The sequence below is a fragment of the Agrobacterium sp. Ap1 genome (assembly GCF_017313375.1).
Classification (GTDB): Bacteria; Pseudomonadota; Alphaproteobacteria; order Rhizobiales; family Rhizobiaceae; genus Neorhizobium; species Neorhizobium cellulosilyticum.
This window is the reverse complement of sequence record NZ_JAFLMY010000007.1, coordinates 1-24387: the sequence shown is the minus strand read 5'-3', so window position 1 is coordinate 24387 and position 24387 is coordinate 1. Positions and strand designations below refer to the sequence as shown.

General features: G+C 58.9%; 19 protein-coding genes and 1 pseudogene. 12 read left to right on the top strand and 8 right to left on the bottom strand.

The genetic code is table 11. The features are described 5' to 3' along the window. Window positions 1–55: 55 nt before the first annotated feature. The 4 genes from JZX87_RS15390 to argH form a co-directional block, all read right to left on the bottom strand. The gene (locus JZX87_RS15390) at window positions 56–883 is read right to left on the bottom strand and encodes an ABC transporter substrate-binding protein (RefSeq protein WP_183826503.1); all 828 of its coding nucleotides are present in this window, start codon (window positions 881–883) and stop codon (window positions 56–58) included. A gap of 84 nt (window positions 884–967) precedes the next feature. Continuing rightward, the gene (locus tag JZX87_RS15385) at window positions 968–1738 is read right to left on the bottom strand and encodes an amino acid ABC transporter ATP-binding protein (RefSeq protein WP_210349062.1); all 771 of its coding nucleotides are present in this window, start codon (window positions 1736–1738) and stop codon (window positions 968–970) included. An 8-nt stretch (window positions 1739–1746) separates the two neighbouring features. Beyond that, complete coding sequence (locus tag JZX87_RS15380) at window positions 1747–2619, bottom strand: amino acid ABC transporter permease (protein WP_206826603.1); 873 nt, start codon at window positions 2617–2619, stop codon at window positions 1747–1749. Beyond that, window positions 2616–4076 (bottom strand): argininosuccinate lyase, encoded by a 1461-nt coding sequence (argH, locus tag JZX87_RS15375; RefSeq protein WP_148146782.1) that lies wholly within the window; start codon window positions 4074–4076, stop codon window positions 2616–2618. Before argH ends, JZX87_RS15380 begins: the two co-directional genes overlap by 4 nt. 231 nt (window positions 4077–4307) lie before the next feature. Between argH and JZX87_RS15370 the strand changes: the two genes are divergently transcribed. The 6 genes from JZX87_RS15370 to JZX87_RS15345 all read left to right on the top strand — a co-directional run bounded on the left by JZX87_RS15370 (window position 4308) and on the right by JZX87_RS15345 (window position 12205). After that, window positions 4308–5225, top strand: a complete 918-nt coding sequence (locus JZX87_RS15370; RefSeq protein WP_183685551.1) for a LysR family transcriptional regulator — start codon at window positions 4308–4310, stop codon at window positions 5223–5225. 236 nt (window positions 5226–5461) lie between these two features. Continuing rightward, a complete protein-coding gene (locus tag JZX87_RS15365) occupies window positions 5462–7042 on the top strand; it encodes an ABC transporter substrate-binding protein (protein ID WP_206826602.1) in 1581 nt (526 codons plus the stop codon). Between the two features lie 118 nt (window positions 7043–7160). Further along, a complete protein-coding gene (locus JZX87_RS15360) occupies window positions 7161–8498 on the top strand; it encodes a hydantoinase/carbamoylase family amidase (RefSeq protein WP_206826601.1) in 1338 nt (445 codons plus the stop codon). An 11-nt stretch (window positions 8499–8509) separates the two neighbouring features. Next, a complete protein-coding gene (locus JZX87_RS15355; RefSeq protein ID WP_206826599.1) occupies window positions 8510–9451 on the top strand; it encodes an ABC transporter permease in 942 nt (313 codons plus the stop codon). 13 nt (window positions 9452–9464) lie between these two features. After that, window positions 9465–10328, top strand: coding sequence for an ABC transporter permease (locus JZX87_RS15350; RefSeq protein WP_206826596.1), 864 nt, complete (start codon window positions 9465–9467; stop codon window positions 10326–10328). 5 nt (window positions 10329–10333) lie between these two features. Further along, on the top strand, window positions 10334–12205 hold the full coding sequence (locus tag JZX87_RS15345) for an ABC transporter ATP-binding protein (RefSeq protein WP_286194717.1): 1872 nt from the start codon (window positions 10334–10336) through the stop codon (window positions 12203–12205). Window positions 12206–12356: 151 nt separating this feature from the next. Here JZX87_RS15345 and JZX87_RS15340 read toward each other — a convergent pair whose 3' ends face one another. Next, window positions 12357–13772, bottom strand: coding sequence for an amidohydrolase family protein (locus tag JZX87_RS15340; RefSeq protein ID WP_206826595.1), 1416 nt, complete (start codon window positions 13770–13772; stop codon window positions 12357–12359). 4 nt (window positions 13773–13776) lie between these two features. Then, on the bottom strand, window positions 13777–13923 hold the full coding sequence (locus JZX87_RS15335; RefSeq protein ID WP_206826593.1) for a hypothetical protein: 147 nt from the start codon (window positions 13921–13923) through the stop codon (window positions 13777–13779). 234 nt (window positions 13924–14157) lie between these two features. Here JZX87_RS15335 and JZX87_RS15330 point away from each other — a divergent pair, with 234 nt between their 5' ends. The 5 genes from JZX87_RS15330 (at window position 14158) to JZX87_RS15310 (ending at window position 20396) form a co-directional block, all read left to right on the top strand. Further along, entirely contained in the window at window positions 14158–15066 is a 909-nt protein-coding gene (locus JZX87_RS15330; RefSeq protein ID WP_206826591.1) for a LysR family transcriptional regulator, read from the top strand. A 264-nt stretch (window positions 15067–15330) separates the two neighbouring features. Continuing rightward, a complete protein-coding gene (locus JZX87_RS15325) occupies window positions 15331–16179 on the top strand; it encodes a transporter substrate-binding domain-containing protein (RefSeq protein ID WP_286194715.1) in 849 nt (282 codons plus the stop codon). Window positions 16180–16260: 81 nt separating this feature from the next. Beyond that, window positions 16261–16875 carry a flavin reductase family protein gene (locus JZX87_RS15320; protein ID WP_206826589.1) on the top strand — a complete coding sequence of 205 codons (615 nt, stop codon included), beginning with the start codon at window positions 16261–16263 and terminating at the stop codon, window positions 16873–16875. A 324-nt stretch (window positions 16876–17199) separates the two neighbouring features. Next, window positions 17200–18111 carry a LysR family transcriptional regulator gene (locus JZX87_RS15315; protein ID WP_148146763.1) on the top strand — a complete coding sequence of 304 codons (912 nt, stop codon included), beginning with the start codon at window positions 17200–17202 and terminating at the stop codon, window positions 18109–18111. Between the two features lie 104 nt (window positions 18112–18215). Beyond that, a complete protein-coding gene (locus JZX87_RS15310) occupies window positions 18216–20396 on the top strand; it encodes a malate synthase G (protein ID WP_148146762.1) in 2181 nt (726 codons plus the stop codon). 153 nt (window positions 20397–20549) lie between these two features. Here the strand turns inward: JZX87_RS15310 and JZX87_RS15305 are convergent. Both JZX87_RS15305 and bcoG read right to left on the bottom strand, forming a co-directional pair. Beyond that, a pseudogene (locus JZX87_RS15305) lies at window positions 20550–22031 on the bottom strand (carnitine 3-dehydrogenase); the annotation flags it as partial. A gap of 184 nt (window positions 22032–22215) precedes the next feature. Beyond that, a complete protein-coding gene (gene bcoG / locus JZX87_RS15300; RefSeq protein WP_206826586.1) occupies window positions 22216–23118 on the bottom strand; it encodes a 3-dehydrocarnitine:acetyl-CoA trimethylamine transferase BcoG in 903 nt (300 codons plus the stop codon). Between the two features lie 105 nt (window positions 23119–23223). Between bcoG and JZX87_RS15295 the strand changes: the two genes are divergently transcribed. Beyond that, window positions 23224–24189, top strand: a complete 966-nt coding sequence (locus tag JZX87_RS15295) for a GlxA family transcriptional regulator (protein WP_148146756.1) — start codon at window positions 23224–23226, stop codon at window positions 24187–24189. Window positions 24190–24387: the final 198 nt, after the last annotated feature.

Genomic DNA, 24387 nt, shown 5'->3' with positions numbered 1-24387 from the left:
TGCCGCAGAAGCGTCCGGACGCGAGATTTCGCGTCCGGACATCCTGATATGGGCGTTACTTGACGGCTTCGCCGTTGATGTAGATGCCGTCGAGCATCGTGCCTTCGAGACCGTGCTTGGCATAGATGGCCTTGTATTCGCCGGATGCCATCAGAGCCTTGAGGGCCGCTGCATAGGCATCGCGCAGGGCCGGATCCTTCTTGGAGAAGGCAATACCCTGGTAGACAGCCGTGAAGGGCTCGCCGACGATGGCATAGGTGTTCTTCTCCAGGTTGGTCAGGTATGGAAGGGTTTCAGACCCCTGGACTGCGCCGTCAAGGCGGCCCTGCTTCAGCTGGGCGCGCGCATCCGCCGAACCTTCAGTGCCGACGACCTTGATGGCTGCCAGTCCCTTTGCTTCGCAGTTGGCGGCGCTCCACTTCGCCGTTTCATCCGGGAAGGAGGTACGACGGCTCATGCCGATCGTCTTGCCGCAGAAGTCGGCAGGTGTCTTGAACTCTTCCTTGCGTGAAGCCGAGGTGTAGAATTGTGCACCGGACTTCATGTAATCGACGAAGTCGAGCGTCTCGCGACGCTTCGGCAAGTCACTCATGCCGCTATGGATAAGGTCTACGCGACCGGTTTCCAGCGAGGAGACCATCTGCTCGAAGCCGATATCGGCCCATTCGACGGTGGTGCCGAGCTGCTTTGCCAGCGCCAGGCCGAGATCGATGTCAACACCCATCAGCGTGTTGGTGGCCGGATCCTTGTATTCCATCGGCGGGTAGTTCGGCTGGTTGGCAACGACAACCTTGCCGGCTGTCTTGACGCGGTCCGGCAGCCCCTCGGCATGTGCGGCCGTCGATGCCAGAACTGCCGCGAGGGCAATGAATGCAGTCTTCATGTAAGTTCCCCTTATTGAACCTGGATTGGATTGATGTTTGTTTTCTGATTTGCAGGCAGGAAAATTCCTGCCTGCCCGATTGTCTCAGCTATGCACAGCCCTGATGAATTCCGCAGTGCGCGGGCTTTTCGGTAAGGTCAGGACTTCCGATGCCGGGCCGATCTCAACCATCTTGCCCGCCTCCATGAAGGCCACGGTGTTGGCGACATTTCGGGCGAAGCCGAGTTCGTGCGTCACCACGATCATCGTCATGCCACTCGCGGCGAGATCCTTCATCACGTCCAGCACTTCCGAAACGAGTTCCGGGTCGAGTGCAGACGTCGGCTCGTCGAACAGGATCAGATCGGGGCGCATGCACATCGCACGGGCGATTGCCACGCGCTGCTGCTGCCCACCGGAAAGCTGCGACGGATAATGACCAATCTTGTCGCTCAACCCGACGCGAACGAGAATATCCTCGGCGCGCTTGCGAACTTCCGCCACAGGCTCCTTTAGAACCTGAACGGGGCCTTCCATCACGTTTTCCAGCGCAGTCATGTGCGGGAAAAGATTGAACCGCTGGAACACCATGCCGACACGCCGGCGCTGGCGCGCCATGTCCGCATCGTTGATCTCGTGAAGGTTATTGCCTTCACGGCGATAACCCACCAGTTCGTCATTCACCCAGATCGCACCCGAGTTCATTTTCTCGAGCTGGTTGATGCAGCGGAGGAACGTGCTTTTTCCCGATCCCGACGGGCCAATGATGCAGCAGACTTCGCCCTTGGCGATCTCCAGATTGACCTTGTCGAGGGCGGTGAACGGGCCGTAGAGCTTGGTAACGTCGACGGCCTTTACAATAATATCCTTGGTCATCTCACACCTCACATCGACGCCGTGATGGACTTGCTGCCACGGCCGAAATAGCGCTCGATATAGTACTGGCCGATCGACAGAAGAGTGACGACGACGAGGTACCAGAAGCACGCGACCAGAAGCAGTTCGAGCACGCGGGTATTGGCGAAGTAGATGATCTGGGCGTTGTGGAGGATCTCCGAATACTGGATGACGCTGGCAAGCGAAGTCAGCTTGACCATGCCGATCACCTCGTTTCCGATCGGCGGCACCATGACGCGCATGGCCTGCGGCAGCACGATACGACGAAGCATCTTGAACTGCGTCATACCGATCGCGCGGGCGGCCTCATATTGGCCGCTGTCAACCGACAGAAGACCACTTCGCACGACTTCCGACGTGTAGGCACCCTGCGATATGCCCAGACCGAGCATGGCGGCGACAAACGGCGTCATGATGTCGACGGTGCGGAACTCGAATAAACCGGGGATGCCCATCGTCGGAAAGATCAGCGCCAGGTTGAACCAGATCATCAGCTGCAGCAGCGCAGGCGCTCCACGGAAGATCCAGACGTAACCGATCGCGATCGAGGAAAGCACCGGATTGCCGGATACACGCATGATCGCAATGACGACGCCGAGGACGATGCCCAGCGCCATTGCTGCAACGGTCATGATCAGCGTACTCTTCAATCCGTCCAAAATGGCCGGGGCGAAGAGGAAGTCGCGAACATAGCTCCATTCGATCTGGCCGACGCTGAAGGCGCGCACGATCGCCGCGAGGATCAGCAGCACGATGGCTGCTGCGATCATCCGCCCGATATGGCGTTTCGGCACCAGTTTCAGATGGGCGATTTCGTATTTCTGGTCAGTCGTCGAAGATGTTACGTCTACTGTGCTCATCGCGCGCCTCGCGTCTGCTGCGGTACGGCTGCTGCGCCCGCCTGAAGCAGTTCGGCGGCAGCGAAAGCGGCCTTGGCCTCCAATGCGGCATTGAAGCGCGCAATCTGATCGCGCACGCTTGCCGGCGAGGTGGAACCATAACCGGTACGGCTTGCAAGCGCACCTTCGATCGTGATGGCGTTTAGAACGCCAGAGTTCAGGCGATCATCGATATTCGGCAGATCGGCTTCCGTCAGGCCGGCCAGATCGTGGCCGTGTTCCTCACAGTAACGGACGACAGCACCGGTGATTTCGTGAGCCTGGGCAAACGGTACGCCCTGCGAGACCAGCCAGTCGGCAACTTCGGTTGCCAGCGTGAAACCCTTAGGCGCTTCCTCACGCAGCTTGGCCACGTCGAATTCCAGCGTTTCAACCATGCCCGCAAAAGCCGGCAGGATGAGTTCGAGAACGTCGAGGCTCTCGAACAGGACGCGCTTGTCTTCGGCGAGGTCGCGGTTATAGGCAAGCGGCATGGCCTTCATCGTCGCCAGGAAGCCCGCGACGTTGCCGATCAGCGTGCCGCTCATGCCACGCGTCAACTCGGCGATATCCGGGTTCTTCTTCTGCGGCATGATCGACGAGCCGGTTGAATAACTGTCATGCAACTTGACCCAGCTGAATTGTTTGGAGGCCCAGATGCAGATTTCTTCCGCCAGACGCGACAGGCTGACGCCGACCAGCGAGCAGATGAACAGGAATTCTGCAACATGGTCACGCGCTGCGACGGCGTCGATCGAGTTTTCGCAGGCAGCGGAATAACCGAGCTCGATGGCAGCCAGATCCGGCCGGTTGACGATGCCTGAACCTGCAAGAGCGGCTGCACCGAGCGGAGAACGATCGAAGCGGCGATCGAAATCCTCGAAACGCTCGATATCGCGCAGCAGGCTCTGCGCATGCGCCATAAGATGATGGCCGAGCACGATAGGCTGTGCCGGCTGCAGGTGAGTAAAGCCGGGCATTACGGTTTCGGTATGCTTTGCAGCCTGTGCGGCGAGCGACTTCTCGACATCGATGATGCCTCGCGAGATTTCGCGGGCCATGCGACGCAGATAGAGGCGGGTGTTGTTGGCGGTCTGGTCGTTGCGCGAACGTCCGGCACGCAACTTGCCGCCGAGGGCGCCGAGACGCTGCATCAGCAGGCGCTCGATGAAGGTGTGAATGTCCTCGTCCGACGGGATCGGCTCTTCGCGTTTTTCGGCAATGTCGAGCTCGATCTGATCGAGTGCGGCACGAATCGTGGTGAATTCAGTCTCGTCCAATACGCCAGCGCGCTTGAGTTCGGAAGCATGCGCGCGGGAACCGGCCAGATCTTCGCGATAGAGACGGAAATACGAGGGATGTGCGCGAGAGAGATTGGCAAGTGCTTCGGACGGGCCGGACTTGAAACGCCCACCCCAAAGCTGTGTCGGTTCAGACATCAGTGTTCCCTTATTTGTCAAAAATTTAGGCAACGGTCTCACTGGGCCTATAAAGAGGCAAGCGAAGATAATTGGTTGCCCTATGAAGAAAGCGACTAGCCAGTGGATGGTATAGTGCCTATTCTGAAAACAGCTATGGTAAGGTGATGCGGGTTCACATGAGATGCGCCCCATATCCCTTCTCTTTCCGCATTCCGTTTTGTCCGACATGTGCGTGCAACGGAGCGCCAAATGCTGCATGAGGTCGAAGTGGCAGGTCGTAAACAATTCCCTTCCATGACGGGACTGCAAGTGCTGCTGGCCGTGGCTGAAAGAGGGTCTACCAGCGCCGCAGCCGAGCCCATGTCGCTGTCACAGAGTGCAGTCAGCAAGCAGTTGATAAATCTTGAAGAAGCCATTGGCGGCCCCGCCTTCATTCGCACGCCGAACGGCATGATCTCGACGGAGCTGGGAAGCATTTATATCGAGCATGCACGCACTGCCATCAAGGCGATGGAAGACGCAGCCCTGAAAGTTTCACGTCTGAAACCCGGGCCTCGCGTGCTTCGCCTTCAGGTGCCGCCGATCTTCGGGGATCGCTGGCTCCTGCCGCGCTTCGCTCAGTTTACCGAGGCTCATCCGGAAATCGAGGTTCAGTTCACGACCTTCGTCTCCAAGACCCAGACCGAAGTTCCCGATGGTATGGTTCGTTTCGTTGTAAAGCCGTCTGATGAGGAGGAGGGAGACTATCTGTTTGGTCACGATATCCGTCTTGTCAGTGCGCCCTCTTATTGGGAAAAAATAGGCGAGCCGGCATCGGTCGAAGCTGCTTCGAAAGGTGTAATGCTTGAACATCCCCAGACACCATTTCACTGGCCATTTCTGGCGGCCTTTCACGGTAGTCCAACTCTCGAAGCACGCCATACGATGCGGTTTGGTTATTATACAATGGTGATACGTGCCGCTCTCGCTGGCCAGGGCATGGCGCTGATTCCGCAGGGGCTGATCGCTGAGGAACTTGTCTCCGGCCGTCTCGTGAACCCCGCAGGTATCGGCTACCGCAGCGATTACGGCTATTGGTTCGCGCGTCCGCGCAGTCTTCCCACAAGCCAGTCCATGCGGCTTTTCACGCAATGGATTAACAGGGAAGGCGCTCTCGCAAGAGATTAGGTACCCGGCACCAGCCGGAGGCGGACTACGTCCAGAATATCGATGAGATTCTGATCTACCGGGCTATTCAGAAGATGAATAGAACGCCTCGATATTTCATACCAGCGTCCATTGCTTTGTGCTGCCCCCCTGCGGCATTCTTTCCAAGTCATAACAACAAAGGCGCGACCTGATCACTCGTGCAGAGCCATGCTCTGCGCGCGAGTTGGCTTGCGTCGTTAAAGAGGCTGGAACACATGCTTAGACGCCGAACTTTCCTTCAGGCCGCTGCGGCCGCGACGATTATCGGGAGCCCCTCCATTACACGTGCGGCGTCGCAATCGACCTTGCGCTTCATTCCCGTCATCGATCTTGCCTTTCTTGATCCCGTCGCCACGACCGCTCAGGTGAGCCGTACCCACGGATACATGGTTTTCGACACGCTCTATGGAATGAGCAAGAACCTCGAAGTGTCGCCGCAGATGGTTGAGGGTCACACGGTCGAGGACAACGGAAAGCTCTGGACGCTGACGCTGCGCGACGGGCTGTTCTGGCATGATGGCGAGAAGGTTCTGGCGCGCGATTGCGTTGCAAGTATCCGCCGCTGGGCAGCACGCGACACCTATGGCAGCTCGCTGATGCAGGTGACGGACGAGCTTTCGGCACCGGACGACAAGACCATCCGCTTCCGCCTGAAGCGTCCATTCCCCTATCTTCCTCTGGCGCTTGGAAAAGTGGCCTCGCCGGCCTGCTTCATGATGCCGGAAAGGCTTGCCAATACGGATCCCTTCAAGCAGATCCCGGAAATGATCGGCAGCGGCCCTTTCCGCTATGTCGCCAGCGAGCGTGTACCGGGCTCGCGTAATGTCTATGAACGGTTCGACAAGTACAAGCCGCGTGAAAGCGGCACACCGGACTGGACCGCCGGACCCAAGATCGTCAATTTCGATCGCGTCGAATGGACCACGATGCCGGACGCGGCGACCGGAACGACCGCTGTCCAGGCCGGCGAGCAGGACTGGCAGGAAGCGATGCCGCATGATTTCATGCCGCTTGTCGAGGCCGATTCCAACCTGCGAACCCAGATCCTCGACGACCTAGGCTTCACCTGCCAGATGCGCGTCAATCATCTGCAACCGCCTTTCAACAATCCGGCCATCCGCAAGGCCCTGCTCGGGGCCATCGATCAGGAAGCGTTCATGACGGCGGTCGCCGGCTCGGATCCACGCTTCCGTTATTCGCCGCTCGGTTATTTCACCCCGAATACCCCGATGGCCGGCAAGAGCGGCCTCGACGTGTTCACCGGTCCGCGCAACTATGAAAAGGTCAAGGCCGAGCTCAAGGCCGCAGGCTACAATGGAGAAAAGGTCGTACTGCTCGTTCCTGCCGATTCACTCGCTCAGAAGCCGCTTGGCGATATCGCAGCCGATGTGATGCGCAAGGCCGGCATGAACGTCGAATATGTGGCGATCGACTTCGGATCGGTCCTTAAGCGGCGCGTCAACAAGGGCACGGCAGAAGAAGGCGGCTGGAACGCATTCGTCGGCAACTGGCAGGGCATCGACTGGTTGAACCCGCTCGGCCACAGCACGCTTCGCGGCGATGGCGTCTTTCCCGGTTGGTACAAAAGCGACAAGATGGAAGCCCTTCGCACACAGTGGATCGAGACTGCGGACGCTGGCGAACAGGTCCGCATCGCAGACGATATCCAGAAGCTGTCTTTCGAGGAAGTGCCCTATTATCCGATCGGCCAGTACAAGCAGCCCGCTCTGCACCGCGCCGATATCGAGGGTATCATGAAGGGCACGTCCGTCTTCTGGAACGTCCGCCGCGTCTGACCCCAATTCGATCCCTGGGGCCGCCCGTCTCGTTTCGAACGGGCTGGCCCCACCAAGCCGGAGCCGGCTTCTCGCCTTCGGGCGGGCCGGCCATCACACCAGCAGAAGCCTCAATTCCATGCCCCCTAGCATTCAGCAGATTCTCTCCGCCGTCGAAGCACGCCGTGGCGATGTCGAACATCTTTTCGCGTCACTTGCGGCCGGTAGCCCGGGCAAGCCCGGCATCCTTCGCGACACATACGGTGCCGGCGAGAATTTCGCACATTCACTCATCGCCGACCACGCAAAGGCACTATCCCTGACCGTTACGCGGGACGCTGCCCTCAACACATTTGTCACCTGGCAAGGCAGTAACCCGCAGGCAGGCTCAATCATCATGGGCTCGCATCTCGACAGCGTCCCGCATGGCGGCAATTTTGATGGCGCTGCAGGGGTTGTCGCCGGACTGACGGTAATCGCCGCCCTGAAGGACTTGGGCATCAAGCCCGCTTGCGATGTCATCGCCATGGGCGTCAGGGCGGAAGAAAGCGTCTGGTTCGGCGTTTCCTATATCGGCAGCCGGTCGGCATTGGGTAGCTTGCCGGATGGCGGGCTAGAAGCCCGCCGGATCGATACAAACCGGACACTGGCCGAACATATCGCCGAATGCGGCGGCGATCCGCAAGCAATCGCCCGCCGGGAAAAATCCCTTGATGCCTCTTCCATACGGGCGTTTCTGGAGGTCCATATCGAGCAGGCCCCCAGCCTTGCCGAGATGCAGGTGCCGCTTGCGATCTGCAGCGGCATTCCGGGCAATTTCCGCTATCCGGAAGCAACTATCATCGGCCGCCAGGACCATGTCGGCACGCCCCGACGTTTTCGCCGAGATGCGGCGATGGCGGCAGCCGACCTTGCCATGGCAATGGATGCAAAATGGCGCGAGGAGGAGGCAGCCGGCGTGCCGCTGGCGATGACATTCGGGCGTTTCCACACGGACTCGGCCATCCATGGCATGACCAGCGTGCCGGGCGCTTTCGCGTTCAGCCTCGATGTCCGTGCCTACGATCCCTCTGTGCTTGCCCGTCTCGAGGCTTTTTTCCTTGAACAGGTCGCTCGTATCGAACGCGAACGTGGCGTGCATTTCGAACTCGGCAAGCGCGCCAGTGCGGCTGTCGGTGTCATGTCGCAGAAGATCATCTCGGAAATGCAGACCACGGCCACGGCCGCCGGCCTCGACCTGACCCAGATCGGCAGCCCGGCCTCGCATGACGCGGCAGCCTTTGCGGAAGCCGGTGTCGCCTCGACCATGCTTTTCGTTCGCAATGAAAACGGCAGTCACAATCCGGACGAAGCCATGGAGATCGACGATTTCATGAAGGCATGCGCCCTGCTTGCCTTGTGGGTCGCCGACCATGTCGATTCCCCTCTGAAAAAAACAGCTACGCGAGTGAATACCCTCGCCGAAAACAGCGCATAAGGGGAAAGTCCATGTATGCCTATATTCTGAGACGCATCCTGGCGACCATCCCGGTGATGCTGATCGTCGCCTTCATCGTCTTCTCACTTCTTTATCTAACGCCTGGCGACCCTGCGGCGGTGATCGCCGGCGAACACGCGACGGCTGAGGACATTGCGCGCATTCGCGCCAATCTCGGTCTGAACGATCCATTCCTCCTCAGGTTCGGCAGCTGGATCGCATCGATCATGCAGTTCGATCTCGGCACATCCCTTTTGACCAATATGCCTGTGTCGCAAATGATCGGGCAGCGGATCGAACCGACATTGTCCCTGATGCTGCCGACCCTCATCCTGGCGGTCTGCATCGCCGTACCGCTCGGCGTCATCGCCGCATGGCGCGCCGGCACCAAGGTCGATCACTTCATCACCGTTTTTGCCGTCCTCGGTTTTTCCGTTCCCGTCTTCGTCGTCGGTTATGCGCTGGTCTGGAGTTTTTCCCTGAAGCTCGGCTGGTTGCCGGTTCAGGGTTATGCGCCGATCGGCCAAGGTGTTTCGCGCTGGTTCCAGCATCTCGTCCTGCCGTGTCTGACGCTGAGTTCAGCCTATATCGCACTGATTACCCGCATCACCCGAACGGCCGTGCTGGAAGTGCTGCAGCAGGATTACATCCGCACCGCCGAAGCAAAGGGCGTCGGTCGTCGCGCCATCCTGTTCGTTCATGCGCTGAAGAACGCCTCGGTTCCCATCATCACCGTCATCGGCATCGGGGTCGCGCTTCTTATCGGCGGCGCCGTCGTGACGGAAAGCGTGTTTGCCATTCCGGGCCTCGGACGCCTGACGATGGAATCGATCATGCGGCGCGACTACCCGGTGATCCAGGCGATCGTCCTGCTGTTTTCCATTTCCTACGTTCTCGTCAACCTGCTGATCGACATCGCCTACACCTTCGTCGATCCACGCATCCGCTATTGAAGGGAGCGAAACGATGTCTGCCATCAACACATCCGCAAGCGGCTTCCTCAAGGAAACGACGCGTTATCCCACTGTCATTGCCGGAGCCATCCTGCTCGGCATCATCCTTCTGATCGCATTTCTCACACCGCTGCTGTCGAACACCGATCCGTCCTACATCGACGCTGCACGCCGCGCCCAGCTTGCCTCGGCCAGCCACTGGTTCGGCACAGACATGCTCGGTCGCGACCTCTATACGCGCGTTCTCTACGGTGCCCAGGTCTCGTTGATCGTAGGCTTTGCGGTGGCGGTTCTGTCGACCATTGGCGGTCTTGCCATCGGCCTGATGTCGGGTTTCGTCAAGGCGATCGACGCCGTCGTGATGCGGTTTATGGACGGCCTCATGTCCATTCCGGCGATCCTGCTTGCCGTGGCGCTGATGTCGATCAGCAAAGGATCGGTGACCAACGTCATCATCGCCATCACCATTGCGGAAATCCCGCGAACGGCGCGCCTGGTGCGCGGCACGGTGCTCAGCTTGCGTGAGCAGCCCTATGTCGAAGCCGCCGTCGCCGGAGGCACGCGCCTGCCAACGATCATTTTCAAGCACATCCTTCCCAACACGCTTGCGCCTCTGATCGTCCAGGCGACCTATGTCTGCGCCAGCGCGATGATTTCGGAATCGATCCTGTCCTTCATCGGAGCGGGCGCGCCTCCCGTCATTCCGTCCTGGGGCAATATCATGGCGGAGGGGCGTGCCCTCTGGCTGGTGAAGCCCTTCATCATCTTTTACCCGGCAGTCTTCCTGTCGATCACGGTCCTCGCCATCAATCTCCTCGGCGATGGTCTGCGTGACATGCTGGATCCCCGCAATGCCCAAAGAACGACGTCCCGGTGAGCGCCATGATCATGTCAGACACTCTTCATCCGGCACCTGAAACGACTTCCGATGCAGTCCTTTCCGTGCGCGACCTCACCGTTTCCTTCGGTTCTGCCGATTACTGGAAATCTGTCGTCCGCAATATTTCCTTCGATGTCGGCGCCAACGAGACTGTCGCCGTGGTCGGCGAGTCCGGGTCAGGCAAGAGCGTTACGGCTCTTGCAATCATGCGGCTCCTGCCCAAGGCGACAAGCCGGATCGACGGCCAGATATTGCTCAACGGCCGCAATGTGCTCGATCTGCCGCCGCAGGCCATGCAGGCCCTGCGCGGTGATGAGGCGGCAATGGTCTTCCAGGAGCCGATGACCAGCCTCAATCCGGTGCTGACCATCGGCTTCCAGCTGGCGGAAGCGTTAAAATGGCATCGCGATCTTTCCAATGCCGAGGCGCTCGCCGAGGCACGCAGGCTACTCGACCGTGTCCGCATTCCGGCCGCCGAACGGCGGCTGGCGGAGTATCCGCACAACCTTTCCGGCGGGATGCGGCAACGCGTTATGATCGCGATGGCGCTCGCCTGCCGCCCGAAACTGCTCATTGCTGACGAGCCGACGACGGCGCTCGACGTCACCATCCAGGCGCAGATCCTCGACCTCATTCGGGAATTGCAGGCCGATGGCGGCATGTCCGTGCTTTTCATTACCCACGATATGGGCGTCGTCGCCGAGATCGCCGACCGCACGGTGGTGATGTTCCGAGGCGATCAGGTGGAAACCGAGCGTACCGAAGCGATATTCCAGCAGCCCGCCCATCCTTACACAAGGGCATTGCTGGCTTCCGTGCCTCGGCTCGGCTCCATGCGCGGCACCGAACTACCGGTTCCTTTCCCCAAAGTGGATATGGAAACCGGCGCAATTCAGGAACCGGAGAAACCGGCAGCGGCACCGGCTCGTTACCGGCCGATGGTCCTTGACGTGCAGAACCTGGTGACGCGGTTCGACATCCGTTCAGGCCTGCTCAACCGCATCTCAGGGCGGGTTCATGCGGTCGAGAATGTTTCCTTTTCGATCGCCGAAGGCGAAACGCTGGCGCTGGTCGGAGAATCCGGTTGCGGCAAGTCGACGACCGGGCGCTCGATCATGAGGCTGACCGAGCCGGTCTCGGGCTCCATCACCGTCGACGGTTTCGATGCCAAGTCGGTTCGTGGCCCCGATCTGCGTCGGATGCGTCGCAGCATCCAGATGATCTTTCAGGATCCATTCTCCAGCCTTAATCCCCGCGCGCGGATTGGTTCTTCGATTGCCGAGCCTTTCCTCGAACACGGCCTTGGCACACGCGCTGAGGCCATGGAGAAGGTCGCGGAAATTCTGCGCCGTGTCGGCCTGGGGCCGGATGCGATCGACCGGTTTCCACACCAGTTCTCCGGCGGCCAGCGTCAGCGCATCTGCATAGCGCGTGCGCTTATGCTGGACCCGAAGCTGATCGTCGCCGATGAATCCGTCTCGGCGCTGGACGTTTCCGTGAAGGCACAGGTCGTCAACCTGATGATGGAATTGCAGGCGTCTCTCGGCGTCTCCTTCCTCTTCATCAGTCACGACATGTCGGTGGTGGAACGCATCGCCCATCGGGTGGCAGTCATGTATCTGGGCGAAATCGTAGAGATCGGCTCGCGGACCGCAATTTTCGAGAACCCGCAGCATCCCTATACCAAGCGCCTGCTTTCAGCCGTCCCGATCCCCGATCCCACTTTACGCCGGGGGCCAAGCGCCGCTGCGCCATTGGAATTGAAAAGCCCCATTCGCTCGATCGACTATGTTCCGCAAAAGCGCGAATTCCGCGAGATTTCAGCGGATCACAAGGTTCAGGTCTGGGGGAAGGAATGGGAAACCGAAGCCTGAAGAGGTTCATATCGGCAGATCACAAGCGAGGAACGGAAAAGGGAGGCACTGCCTCCCTTTTCCGTTCCTCGCTACTAACCGGCGAACCTGTCGTATTTGCCAGATGAATTCGCAGATGATCAGGCTTGCCTCCCGATCATCTGCCTGCTGATCAGGCCCCGAAAGCCGCCCTAGCTTCCGGCATATCCCATATGCGGGCGATAGCGGCACTTCCTGCCGCGGTGATTACTGCCTCATCACCCAGCGTGTAGCCGCCATTCTCGACCAGAACCCGGCCATCGACGATGACACTGTCGATATTGGCCCTGTTGGCGAGCGCGACAAGCGCCTTCATGGGATCGAACAGCGGCTGCAGATGAGGATGGGTCATGTCGACTATCGTCAAATCTGCGGTGGCGCCGGGGCGGATTTCTCCGAGATCAGGGCGCTTGATGGCGGCCGCGGCCTGCGCCGTTACGGCATCGATCATCGTCTGCGAGGATGCGACGGTCGCATCGCCAGAAACGACCTTGGAAATCATCGCTGCCGCGTTGATCTCTCCAAGCAGGTCCATATTGTAACCGTCGGTTCCGACCACCGTCCGAATGCCCTTTTCGGCAAAACGGGAGAAGGCGGCCGTCTTGCCCGTGCGCGCGAAGACACGCGGGCAGTTGAGAACCGTCATGTCACGTTTCGCCATCAGGTCGAGATCGCTGTCGGAGCATGCGATGCAGTGAGCCGCAAGCAAATCCGGTCCAAGCAGCCCCAACCAGTCGAGATATTCCGCAGGGGTGCGCCCGTTGTATCGCTGGCCAATCACTTCGACTTCCCGCACGCTCTGGGCAAGATGAGTTGTCACCTGGACACCGAGTTCGCGGGCACGTGCATGCGCTGCCCTCAACAAGTCGGGATCGCAGGTATCCGTGGCATGCGGGCTCATCGTGACCTGGATACGCCCGCCGTCCAGTCCATGCCATTTGCCGTGGATATCGCTCCATGTCGCGAGATCTCGCTCGGAATCGCTTCCTGACGCATCGGCGACATCATATTGCACGACACCCTTTGCATCCGCCTTGGGGTTGGCGCTGGAAAACAGATAGGGAGCACCATAGAAACGCAGTCCCATTTCGAGCGCCGCATCGAACATTTCGGGTATCCCGTTGCGGAACGGTTCCATCACCGTCGTCGCACCACCCTTGAGAAGCTGCAGGATGCCAAGGCGGCCGATCGCCATGCGTTCCTCGGGCGTCAGGATGTCGATGCCGCTTTTCGTCAGAGGCAGAAGCACGCTGTAGACGACGCTCTGGCTATTCTTGCGACCGCCACCATCCTCCGCATGGGTACGGGCGACAGCTTCAGAGAAGCAGTGATTGTGCAGGTTCAACAATCCCGGAAGAATGAACCGTCCGGGACGGTCGAGCACATGATCGGCACTCGCCGGCCGGGATGCGGAAACGGCAGCGATCCGGTCTCCTTCGATCACCACCCACTGGTCGCGTTTGACAACCGGCAAGCCTTCCTCGCGAACGAGGACGTAGCTGCCATAAACGGCTGTGGTTCCGGTTGCCTTCTGCGGCACTTGCGGCATGTCCTTACTCCATTAATCGTGAAAACGCGCCGTCCTCAGGCCTCTCGACACGCAGTTGCGGCGCGCCCGCAAGGCGCATCGCCGCGATGCTTTCATCGATGGCCTCCGTTGCTTCGAGCGACGAGTTCGGATTGATGATCAGTATCTGCATGACTTTTATTCGAGGAAAGGAAGCCGACAAAGCACTTGGCGCTGGATTTGCAGGATCACAAAATCCGGAGCACCTGATTGCCATAGCTTAGCCGAGAGGTGCTCATGGCGGCAGTCGAGACGGCTATTATAAAAACCGTCCTGCTATTCGAGGTGATTATAGGGGAATGAGTTCCCATGCGGCATACTATTTGCATATTGAATGGAACAGCATGGATATATCGAGCGAAATTATATGAACCTGCGTCAACTGGAACTGCTTCGGGCGGTCATTCGCAACGAAACGACGATAGGCGCGGGGCGTGAGCTAGGGCTCTCTCAGCCGGCGGTCAGCAATGCAATCAAGCATCTGGAAACGCAACTCGGCTTTCCCCTGTTCGAGCGGATTAACAACCGCCTGTTTCCGACCATGGAAGCGCGTTCGCTGTATGAAGACTCCGAGCCGATCTTCTCGCTGCACGCCGCGCTTGAATTGCGGGTGCAGGACTTTCGGGAACACAAGGCCGGCCATGTGCGGATCATTGCGACCCCGCCCATGGGTTACAGCATCATCCCCAAGGCGCTGTCGGCGTTCCGACGCGATATGCCCAATGTGAAGGTCTCCTTCGATGTACGGCGATTGGAGCATGTGCTGGACAGCGTCGACGCCGGCATTGCAGAGCTGGGCTTTGTCATGGCGCTGGGCGAGCACCAGCCGATGCTTGACACCGAACGGCTCTACTCCGGCAGCATGGTTTGCGTCATGCCGCTCGGACATCCACTTGCGGATAAAACCATCATCATGCCGGAGGATTTGGCACAGCACACGTTCATTGCGCTCGACCGCCACACGCGCATGGGAAATCTTGTTCGCTCAATTTTCGACAAGGCCAACGTGCCGTATCAATTCTCGATCGAGGTTCGCTATTGCCACGCGGCCTGCATATTGGCCAGCAATGGGGTAGGGGTTGCGATCGTCGATCCTTTATCGCCGCTCTGTGTACAACAGGATGCGATCGTGGTGCGCCCGCTCAGCACGTCCTGCGAGGTCAGTGCGTCGGCCGTGCAATCAGGGAAAAGGCCGTTATCGCGTGTGGCAAGAGCCTTTCTTCGAAGCGTTAAGGTCGCGATGGAACAACACACCACACGGAATACAAAGGCTTGAGCCTTCTATTCACGTGGTCGCACTCCCTGAGTACTTTTGGCCCTGACTATAATAAATCGGGCAGGATTATTCGGCGCGCGAATAGACATTCTTGCCAACCGCCCGGTTTTCATCACGTCAGCCCGATCTAGTCCAAATGCGACTAGATTCTACGAAATTAATTCGTTGGGCTGAAAAAATTCTCATTCGCATTCTTTCCGCGCATACCAGTCCGGCACCGCTAGCGGCCGGATACTCTGTGACAAAGAAAAAATGGGAACAGATATGAAAAGTGCAAAATCAATATTCGCCCCGGCCGTTTTTCTCGCCGCGACACTGCTTGCTCCATACACCTCGAATGCCTCCGATCTTGTCGTGCCGCCGGCACTGAAGGAAAAAGGCAGCATAATTGTCGCGATCGAATCGACCTATCCGCCGATGGCCTATCGGAACCCAAAGACCAATGAGCGACTTGGCTTCAATGTCGACCTGGTCACCGCAATGGCCCAAAAAATGGGTATTGAAGTCAAATGGGAAGAACTGAGTTTCGAACAGTTGGCGACCGCCTTGGAAGTTGGGCGCGTCGATCTGGTGGGAACTGCGATCAGCGATCTTCCGAGCCGCCGCGAGAAAATGACATTCGTGGATTATCTGCGCACCGGGGCACAGCCCTTCACGACCGTTGCCAATGCGCAAAAGTTGAAGACCAGTGCCGACCTCTGCGGATTGACCGTAGGAGCGCCCAGCTCAACGAATTATTTCCCTGCTACAAAAGCATGGAATGAAAAGAATTGCGTCGGCACCGGCAAGGCTGCAATGACCGTGAACGGCACGCAAGGCGCCACTGCGGCGCGCCTGGATCTCAAGCAGGGCCGTCTCGATGCCGCCGTGCTTGGCCCGGAATATGTAAGCCACCTGATGCGAGACGAGCCTGACACCTATGTTCTCGTAGGCGACCCGCTGATCGAGACGCTTTTCGGTCTTGCCGTTAGCAAGAAAGATCCGGCCATGCGGGACGCGGTGGCAGGAGCGGTCACCTCCCTCATCAAGGACGGTACCTATATGTCCCTGCTCAAGAAGTACGGCCTGGAAAGACAAGCGATGGCCGAGGTGAAAATCGACGCAGGCCAGTAATAGCCGCCGAAAGGCAAGCCTTCTTTCCCTTCGGCCGTCATCATGGCCGAAGGTATCTCTTTCAGGAATTCAAGCAGGTCAATGACAGACACGATTACCATCGATTTTTCGGAAATAGAGCCGCGTGACAAATACAAGATCATGATCGGCACGATCGTACCCAGGCCAATCGCCTGGGTAACGACTGTCGACGCCGGCGGCCGGCCCAATGCAGCCCCCTACAGCTTTTTCGGTTGCCTCAGTTCCGATCCGCCGATCATCGGCCTGGGCATCGAATACCGAGCCGATGGCCGTTCAAAGGACACCGCTCGCAACATTCGCGATGTCGGCGTTTTTACGGTGAACATAGTCTCCCATTCGCTCGCCGATGCAATGAACACCACTGCTTTCCCATTTGACGAACATGTCAACGAAGCCGAAATGGCGGGATTGACCCTTCGTACGGGCATCAAGGTCGCGTCTCCGGCAATCGCTGAATCTCCCGCGGCGCTGGAATGCAGGCTGCATAGCTTCATCGACCTGGGCAAATCGCGAGAGATTATTCTCGGCGAGATCGTCGCCGCACGACTGCGAAGCGACATCGTCAACGAGCGGTTCCACATAGACCCAATAGCACTCGACGCCGTTGGAAGGATGGGAGGTAGCGCCTATTCAACAACGAGAGACTGTTTCGATATCAAGCCGCCCACCCTGTGAAATCTACGTTCCAACCGGGGGACACCCCTGGTTGAAACCATGTAGGATTTCATCCGGTTGTGTCCGCTCTCGAACGCCGAAATCTTGTAGGCACACACGCCAAACATAGGCGTGGAACTGGCAAAGATGCCGCTCGGCACACCGGGAAGTGCGGTCAGCGTTGCGGATGGAGCGCTATCCTCAAGACGCTTGACAGCCAACACCACCAAGACCTCCAGAATTCGGCAGGGTTCCTGCACGAAGAAATCGAAATCTGGTGCAGTCCTCTCAGGTCCGCTATGGGAATTAATGAAAGCTATTTATTCTGGCGGGGAGAAAATACCGATGAAGGACTTGGGCGATCTCCAGATTTTCGCCAAGGTCGCGTCGACGCGCAGCATGTCGGAGAGCGGCCGCATTCTCGGCCTTTCTCCTGCCGTCGTCTCCAAGGCGATCAAGCGGCTCGAGACTTCACTGGGGGTGCGACTACTCCAGAGAACGACCCGACAGATCGCGGTCACCGAGACGGGGCAAGCATTTTACGAGCGTGTTATCGAAATTCTGGCAAGCGTGCAGGAAGCCGAGAATTTCGTTTCGGGACGTTCCGCAGAAATCGCAGGCGAGTTGAGGGTAAGTGCTCCCACTTCTTTCGGGCGCATGCATGTAGCACCGCATCTCAGAGGCTTTATGGAGCTTTATCCGAATGTTTCTGTAGAGCTCGTGTTGTCTGACGCCTTCACGGATATCATCAGTGAAGGGTATGATCTCGCCATCCGTATCTCCGCCCTCAAGGATTCCGGACTGGTCGCGCGAAAACTGGCAGCAACCCGACGGATACTCTGCGCCTCTCCAGAGTATCTCGAGAGGTTCGGCGTTCCAAAAACAATGCGGGAGCTTGCAAATCACACATGCCTGCCGGCGCACAACGGAGAGCCTTGGCGACTGGAGGGGCCGGAAGGATCTCTCACCTATCGGCCCGAGGGCAAACTGAAGACGAATTCCAGCGAAGTTATCCGTGAAGCGGTGATTTCCGGACTTGGCATAGCGTTGCGCTCCACGTGGGATATCGGCACGGAGCTTTCGACAGGCAGACTGGTGCAGGTGCTTCCAGGTTATGAAGGGCCGCAAAACACAACGGTCTCGGCCGTCTACCCCAGCCGTCAGTTCATTCCGCCAAAGGTTCGCGCATTTTCGGAACATCTTCAGCGGATCTACGGATCAGAACCTTATTGGGAAACGACAGGTTCAAAAAAATGATTTTATCCTTTTGGGAACAAGTCATTTTCATTGATGTCTGTTGTAATTACCAATCATTCGCCGCCATCTTTCGCAGAATAGAAACGTTTTAGGGGAGAAACCGTATGGCACGCAAGGAAATCGCCGGTCTTCAGATTGACGAGCAACTCTATCGCTTCTTGGTGGAGGAAGCTCTTCCCGATACGGGCGTCGATACCGATCGCTTTTTCGAGCAGTTCTCGGCGATCGTCCACGAGCTGGCTCCGAAAAACCGCACCCTTCTCGCCAAGCGCGATGCCTTCCAGGCCAAGATCGACGACTGGTACCGGAAGAACGGTGCGCCGAGCGATATGTCTGTCTACGAGGCCTTTCTGCGTGAGATCGGCTACCTTCTGCCCGAAGGCCCCGATTTCCAGGTTTCGACAGAAAACGTCGATCCGGAAATCGCCACTATCGCCGGCCCTCAGTTGGTCGTGCCGGTGATGAATGCCCGCTACGCCCTGAATGCTGCCAATGCTCGCTGGGGTTCGCTCTATGATGCGCTTTACGGTACCGATGCGATCCCGGAAAACGAGGGCGCCGATAAGGGCAAGGGATACAATCCGATCCGCGGTGCGAAAGTCATTGCCTGGGTGCGCGATTTTCTTGATCGCTCCGCGCCGCTCTCCGGCGCGAGCTGGAACGATGTTGCGTCATTCAAGATCGATGCCTCGGCCCTGTTCGTGACGCTCACCGATGGACAGGTGACGGGGCTCACCGATCCGGCTCAGTTTGCCGGCTATCTGGGTAAAGCTGCGGCGCCGACGCAGATCCTCCTGAAGAAGAACAATCTCCATGTCGAGATCCTGGTCGATGCGACGACCGCAATCGGCAGGCAAGATCCGGCCCATATCTCGGATGTCTGGGTTGAATCGGCGATTACCACGATCATGGACTGCGAGGATTCGGTCGCAGCCGTCGATGCCGAAGACAAGGTCGTCGTCTACCGCAACTGGCTCGGCCTGATGAAGGGTGATCTGACGGAAGAGGTGTCCAAAGGGGGTAAGACATTCACCCGCAAGCTCAATCCTGATCTCGACTATACGGCACCGGACGGCTCGAGTTTCGAGCTCAAATGCCGATCGCTGATGCTGGTTCGTAATGTCGGCCATCTGATGACCAACCCGGCCATCCTCGATCGCGACGGCGCTGAAGTGCCGGAAGGCATCATGGATGCAATGGTCACCGCATTGATCGCCATCCACGATATTGGCCGGACTGGCAGCCCCAAGGGCCGCCGGAAGAATTCACGGCTTGGCTCGATGTATGTGGTGAAACCAAAGATGCACGGGCCGGAAGAAGTAGCCTTCGCCGCCGAAATTTTTTCGCGCGTGGAAGAGGCGCTCGGCCTGCCCAGGAATGCCATCAAGATGGGCATCATGGACGAGGAGCGTCGCACGACGGTCAACCTCAAGGAAGCGATCCGGGCTGCGAAGGATCGTGTCGTCTTCATCAACACTGGCTTCCTCGACCGCACTGGCGACGAAATCCATACCTCGATGGAAGCCGGCCCCATGATCCGCAAGGGTGACATGAAACAGGCTGCATGGATCGCGGCCTATGAGAACTGGAATGTCGATATCGGGCTCGAATGCGGTCTTTCCGGCCATGCCCAGATCGGCAAGGGAATGTGGGCGATGCCCGACCTCATGGCGGCGATGCTTGAGCAGAAGATCGGCCACCCGAAGGCGGGCGCCAATACCGCCTGGGTTCCGTCACCGACGGCGGCAACGCTGCATGCTACCCACTATCACACGGTGGATGTGGCAGCAGTTCAGAAGAGCCTGAAGAGCCGTACCCGAGCCAAGCTTTCCGACATCCTTTCCGTGCCGGTGGCGCCGCGCCCCAACTGGACGCCGGAGGAAATCAGCCGCGAACTCGACAACAATGCACAAGGTATTCTTGGTTATGTCGTGCGCTGGATCGACCAGGGCGTCGGCTGCTCCAAGGTGCCGGACATCAATAATATCGGCCTGATGGAGGACCGCGCGACCCTGCGCATCTCGGCCCAGCACATGGCCAACTGGCTGCACCACAAGGTCGTGACCGAAGGCCAGATCGTCGAGACGATGAAGCGCATGGCAAAGGTGGTCGATGGCCAGAACGCCGGCGATCCGCTCTATAGTCCGATGGCAAAAGACTTCGACGGCTCTATCGCGTTTAAGGCGGCACTCGATCTGGTTCTGAAAGGGCGCGAGCAGCCGAACGGCTACACCGAGCCGGTCCTTCACCGTCGCAGGCTGGAGCTGAAGGCAAAGGCCGGTTGATCCAGAGCCACCTCCAATGAGCAAAAAGCCGCCGGGAATGTCCTCGGCGGCTTTTTCGGTTTCGCAATTGTGGCGTCCTTACCGGATCAGGCCGTTTCCCTGATCTGGCAAGAAGGATCGCTTGCTGGACGTAACCGCACCCTGCATGACCGTCTGCCCCACGGACCGCCCTACCCCTTGCGGCACCGGCAGCCTGGCATGAGCGTCTGCTATGGGCGCAAGTCTGGCCAGAATTTCCGGCGGTGCGGCGGAAGACTTGCCGGCCTTGGCACTCACATGCAGCATCAGTTGTTCGGCGGTCGCAAGAACCTCGCCGCTCTGCGCATCATGAATGGTGGTAAAATACCGGATGCGTTTTTCATCGAAGCCGAGCACCTGCAGCGTTGCATAAAGCATCTGCCCGAGCTTTGCCTCGCCGAGATGCCGGATATGGGTCTCGACCGTATAATAGCTGTGTCCCGCTTCGACATAGGCGAAGTCGACACCGATCAGCCGCAAAAGCGCATCGGACGTGTCGCCGAAAACCTGCAGATAACGGTGTTCAGTCATGTGACCGTTATAATCCACCCATGCAGCGCTTACCCTTGTATCGACCAGCCGCAACGGCTGCGAAATGTCCGGCGCATCCTTCCTGCCGCCACCCCTTGCCCAGAGAAGCTTTTCGAAATCGGCCAGCACCTTCCCGGAACCCCAGCCCTTTCCGCCATCTCCTGCCTTGAGAGCCTGCATGATGCCGACCAGGTTCTCGTCGCGGATACGCTCAAGCTCGCGTATGCCACGGGCACCGGACTGCGCGTCCGATTGCGCCGCGATCTTGTCGACCAGCGCATCATCGAGATCGACCACATCCGTCAGCTTCGTCCAGGGCCATGAAAGGCAGGGGCCGAACTGCGCGAGAAAATGGCGCATGCCCGCCTCGCCGCCGGCAATCCGATAGGTTTCGAACAGGCCCATCTGAGCCCAGCGCATGCCGAAGGAATAGCGGATTACGTCATCAAGCGTCTCGGTATCGCAGATGTCGTCATGGATCAGCCACAGCCCCTCGCGCCATATGGCTTCCAGCAGCCGGTCGCCGACAAACGCCTCTATCTCCTTTTTCAGGATGACGCCCTTCATCCCGATCGGCGCCAGCCTGTCTCTGGCGCGCTCCAGCGTCTCGGGCGATGTCTTCTCCCCACCGACCAGTTCGGCCAGCGGCAGAAGATAGACGGGGTTATAGGGATGGGCGACGAACATCCGCTCGGGATGCTGCATGTCACGTTGCAGTTCGGTCGGCATGATGCCCGAGGTCGACGAACCGATCAGTGCTTCCGGATCGGCATATCTGTCGATCTCGGTGAGCACGTTTCGCTTGAGGTCGACGCGCTCGGGTACGCTTTCCTGAATCCAGTCAGCCCCTGCGACGGCCTCTTCCACGCTCCCACAAAAGGTCAGCCTTCCCTTCGGCGGCAGCGGCGCCATGGTCAGCATGGCATAGGCGCGCTCGGCATTCGCCAGTACCTCGCCGACGATACGTTTGGCTTCCGGATGCGGATCGTACATCGACACGTCTATCCCGCCGAGCAGGAAGCGGGCCGCCCATGCCCCGCCGATCACGCCCCCGCCGATACAGGCGGCCTTCTGGATGCTCGTCATGAATTCTTCCCTTGTTTCGTCCGGCCTAACCACTGCCCCTCACCCTAACCCTCTCCCCGCAAGCGGGGAGAGGGGACGTGCCCTGCTCAACTTTCGAGAGGAACGGAGACGTTGCGACATCTGTCCTTCTCCCCGCGCGCGGGGAGAAGGTGCCGGCAGGCGGATGAGGGGCACACCCCGACCTCTACCGCTTCACCAGCTTCAGCTTCTCGCGCACCGCATCCGGCCCGATGATCTTCGCCCCCATGCCCTCGATCACCCCGACGGCCTTCTCCACCAGTTGCGCATTGGTCGCGAGCTGCCCCTTGCCGGCGTAGAGATTGTCCTCAAGCCCGACCCGGACATTGCCGCCAGCCAGAACCGCGGCCGCCGGATAGGCGAGCGCATTGCGGCCGATCGAGAAGGCCGAAAACGTCCAGCTCTTCGGCACGTTGTTGACCATTGCCATGAATGTGTTGAGATCGTCCGGCGCACCCCAGGGAATGCCCATGCAGAGCTGGATCAGCACCGGGTCCTCGATCAGCCCCTCCTCCACAAGTTGCTTGGCGAACCACAGGTGACCGGTATCAAAAGCTTCGATCTCGGGACGCACGCCGAGCGCCGTCATCTGCCGCGCCATTTCGCGCAGCATCGAGGGCGTGTTGGTCATCACGTAATCGCCGAGTGAAAAGTTCATTGTGCCGCAATCGAGCGTGCAGATTTCCGGCAGGCAGTCGGCCACATGCGCAACACGCTCGGTCGCACCCGCCATATCGGTGCCATCGGGATTATAAGGGAATGGCGCCTCGACATTGCCGAAGACCAGATCGCCACCCATGCCAGCCGTCAGGTTCAACACGACATCCACATCAGCAGACCGAATGCGATTGGTGACTTCCCTGTAGAGTTCAAGGTTGCGCGCCGCTGCCCCGGTCTCGGGGTTTCGAACGTGACAGTGAACCACCGCCGCCCCTGCCCTGGCGGCATCGATAGCCGAGTCCGCAATCTCTTTCGGGGTAATCGGAACGTGACCGGATTTTCCGGTCGTATCGCCGGCACCGGTCACGGCACAGGTAATGAAGACCTCGCGGTTCATCTCGAGCGGCATTGTTCCCTCCTTTTCGCTGCCGCCATTACGAGCGAGGGAAAAGGAAAATGCTTTCCACTATCGGCGCTGCTCTATACATTTTCGGAATGCTGCAAAGGGAAGCGCATGGATGATAACCAGCATATCGACATTCTCCTTCTGCCTGAAACCAACCTCATTCTGCTATCCTCGGTCATCGAGCCCTTACGCGCCGCAAACCGTATCGCCGGGCGAAATCTCTACCGCTGGACGATCTACTCTCCTGACGGCCGGCCGGTCGAGACAACGTCCGGCATCCCCGCCCCTGTATCAGGCGCATTCCGCCCTGGCCGCGAAACCGATCCGCTTTTTGTTCTGGCCAGTTACAACTGGAAAAGCGCGGCAACCCGCGAGCTGAAATTTCTCCTGTCGCGCACCGCCCGCCACCGGACATCGATCGCCGGCATAGAGAGCGGCGCTTTCATCCTCGCCGAAGCCGGTCTGCTCAACGGTTTTTCGGCTACCAGCCATTGGGAGGATTTCGACGATTTCTCCCGCGCCTACCCGCAGGTCATCATGGTCCGCGAGCGGTTCGTCATCGACGCCAAGCGTATCACCACCGGTGGGCCTCTCCCGACGCTCGACCTAATGCTGGAACTGATCCGCCGTACCAACGGCTATTCACTGGCACTCGAAATATCGAGGCTGTTCATTTACGAACAGGAGCGCAGCGAAAAAGACCGTCCCGATCATCCGCTCATCAGCAGCACGGGAAAAATCGACCCGCGCGTACAGGCTGCAGTGAAGCTCATGGAGAAGACGGTCGAGGCACCGCTCTCTCTGTCAAAACTTGCCAGACGATCTGGCGTCAGCATCCGCCACCTTCAGGATCTCTTTCACCAGACGATGGGTGTCGCGCCTCATGCCCACTATCTCGCACTCCGCCTCAACGCCGCTCGTCGAAAGGTGATCGAGACCAGAGCGAGCTTTGCCGATATTGCCGCCGAAACCGGCTTCAATTCCGCTTCGGCGTTTTCGCGCAGCTACCGCGCCAGTTACGCCGAAAGCCCCAGCGAGACACGCCGCCGACTGAAACCTGCGATCGGACACTGAGAGCGGATCCTACGGCCAAACGTGTCTCGAGCACGAAAGATGAAGCCGCAGCAGCCTGTCCGTTAACGGATCGTGAAACCCTTGGGCATAGCCTGGATAGGGGACAGATGGTGTCGAGATCGTAACTGGAGCAAATCCGGTGGCAGGAGGGATTCCCGTTTTCTGCAAATCATGAGATTCTTCTTTCATGACGAAGCG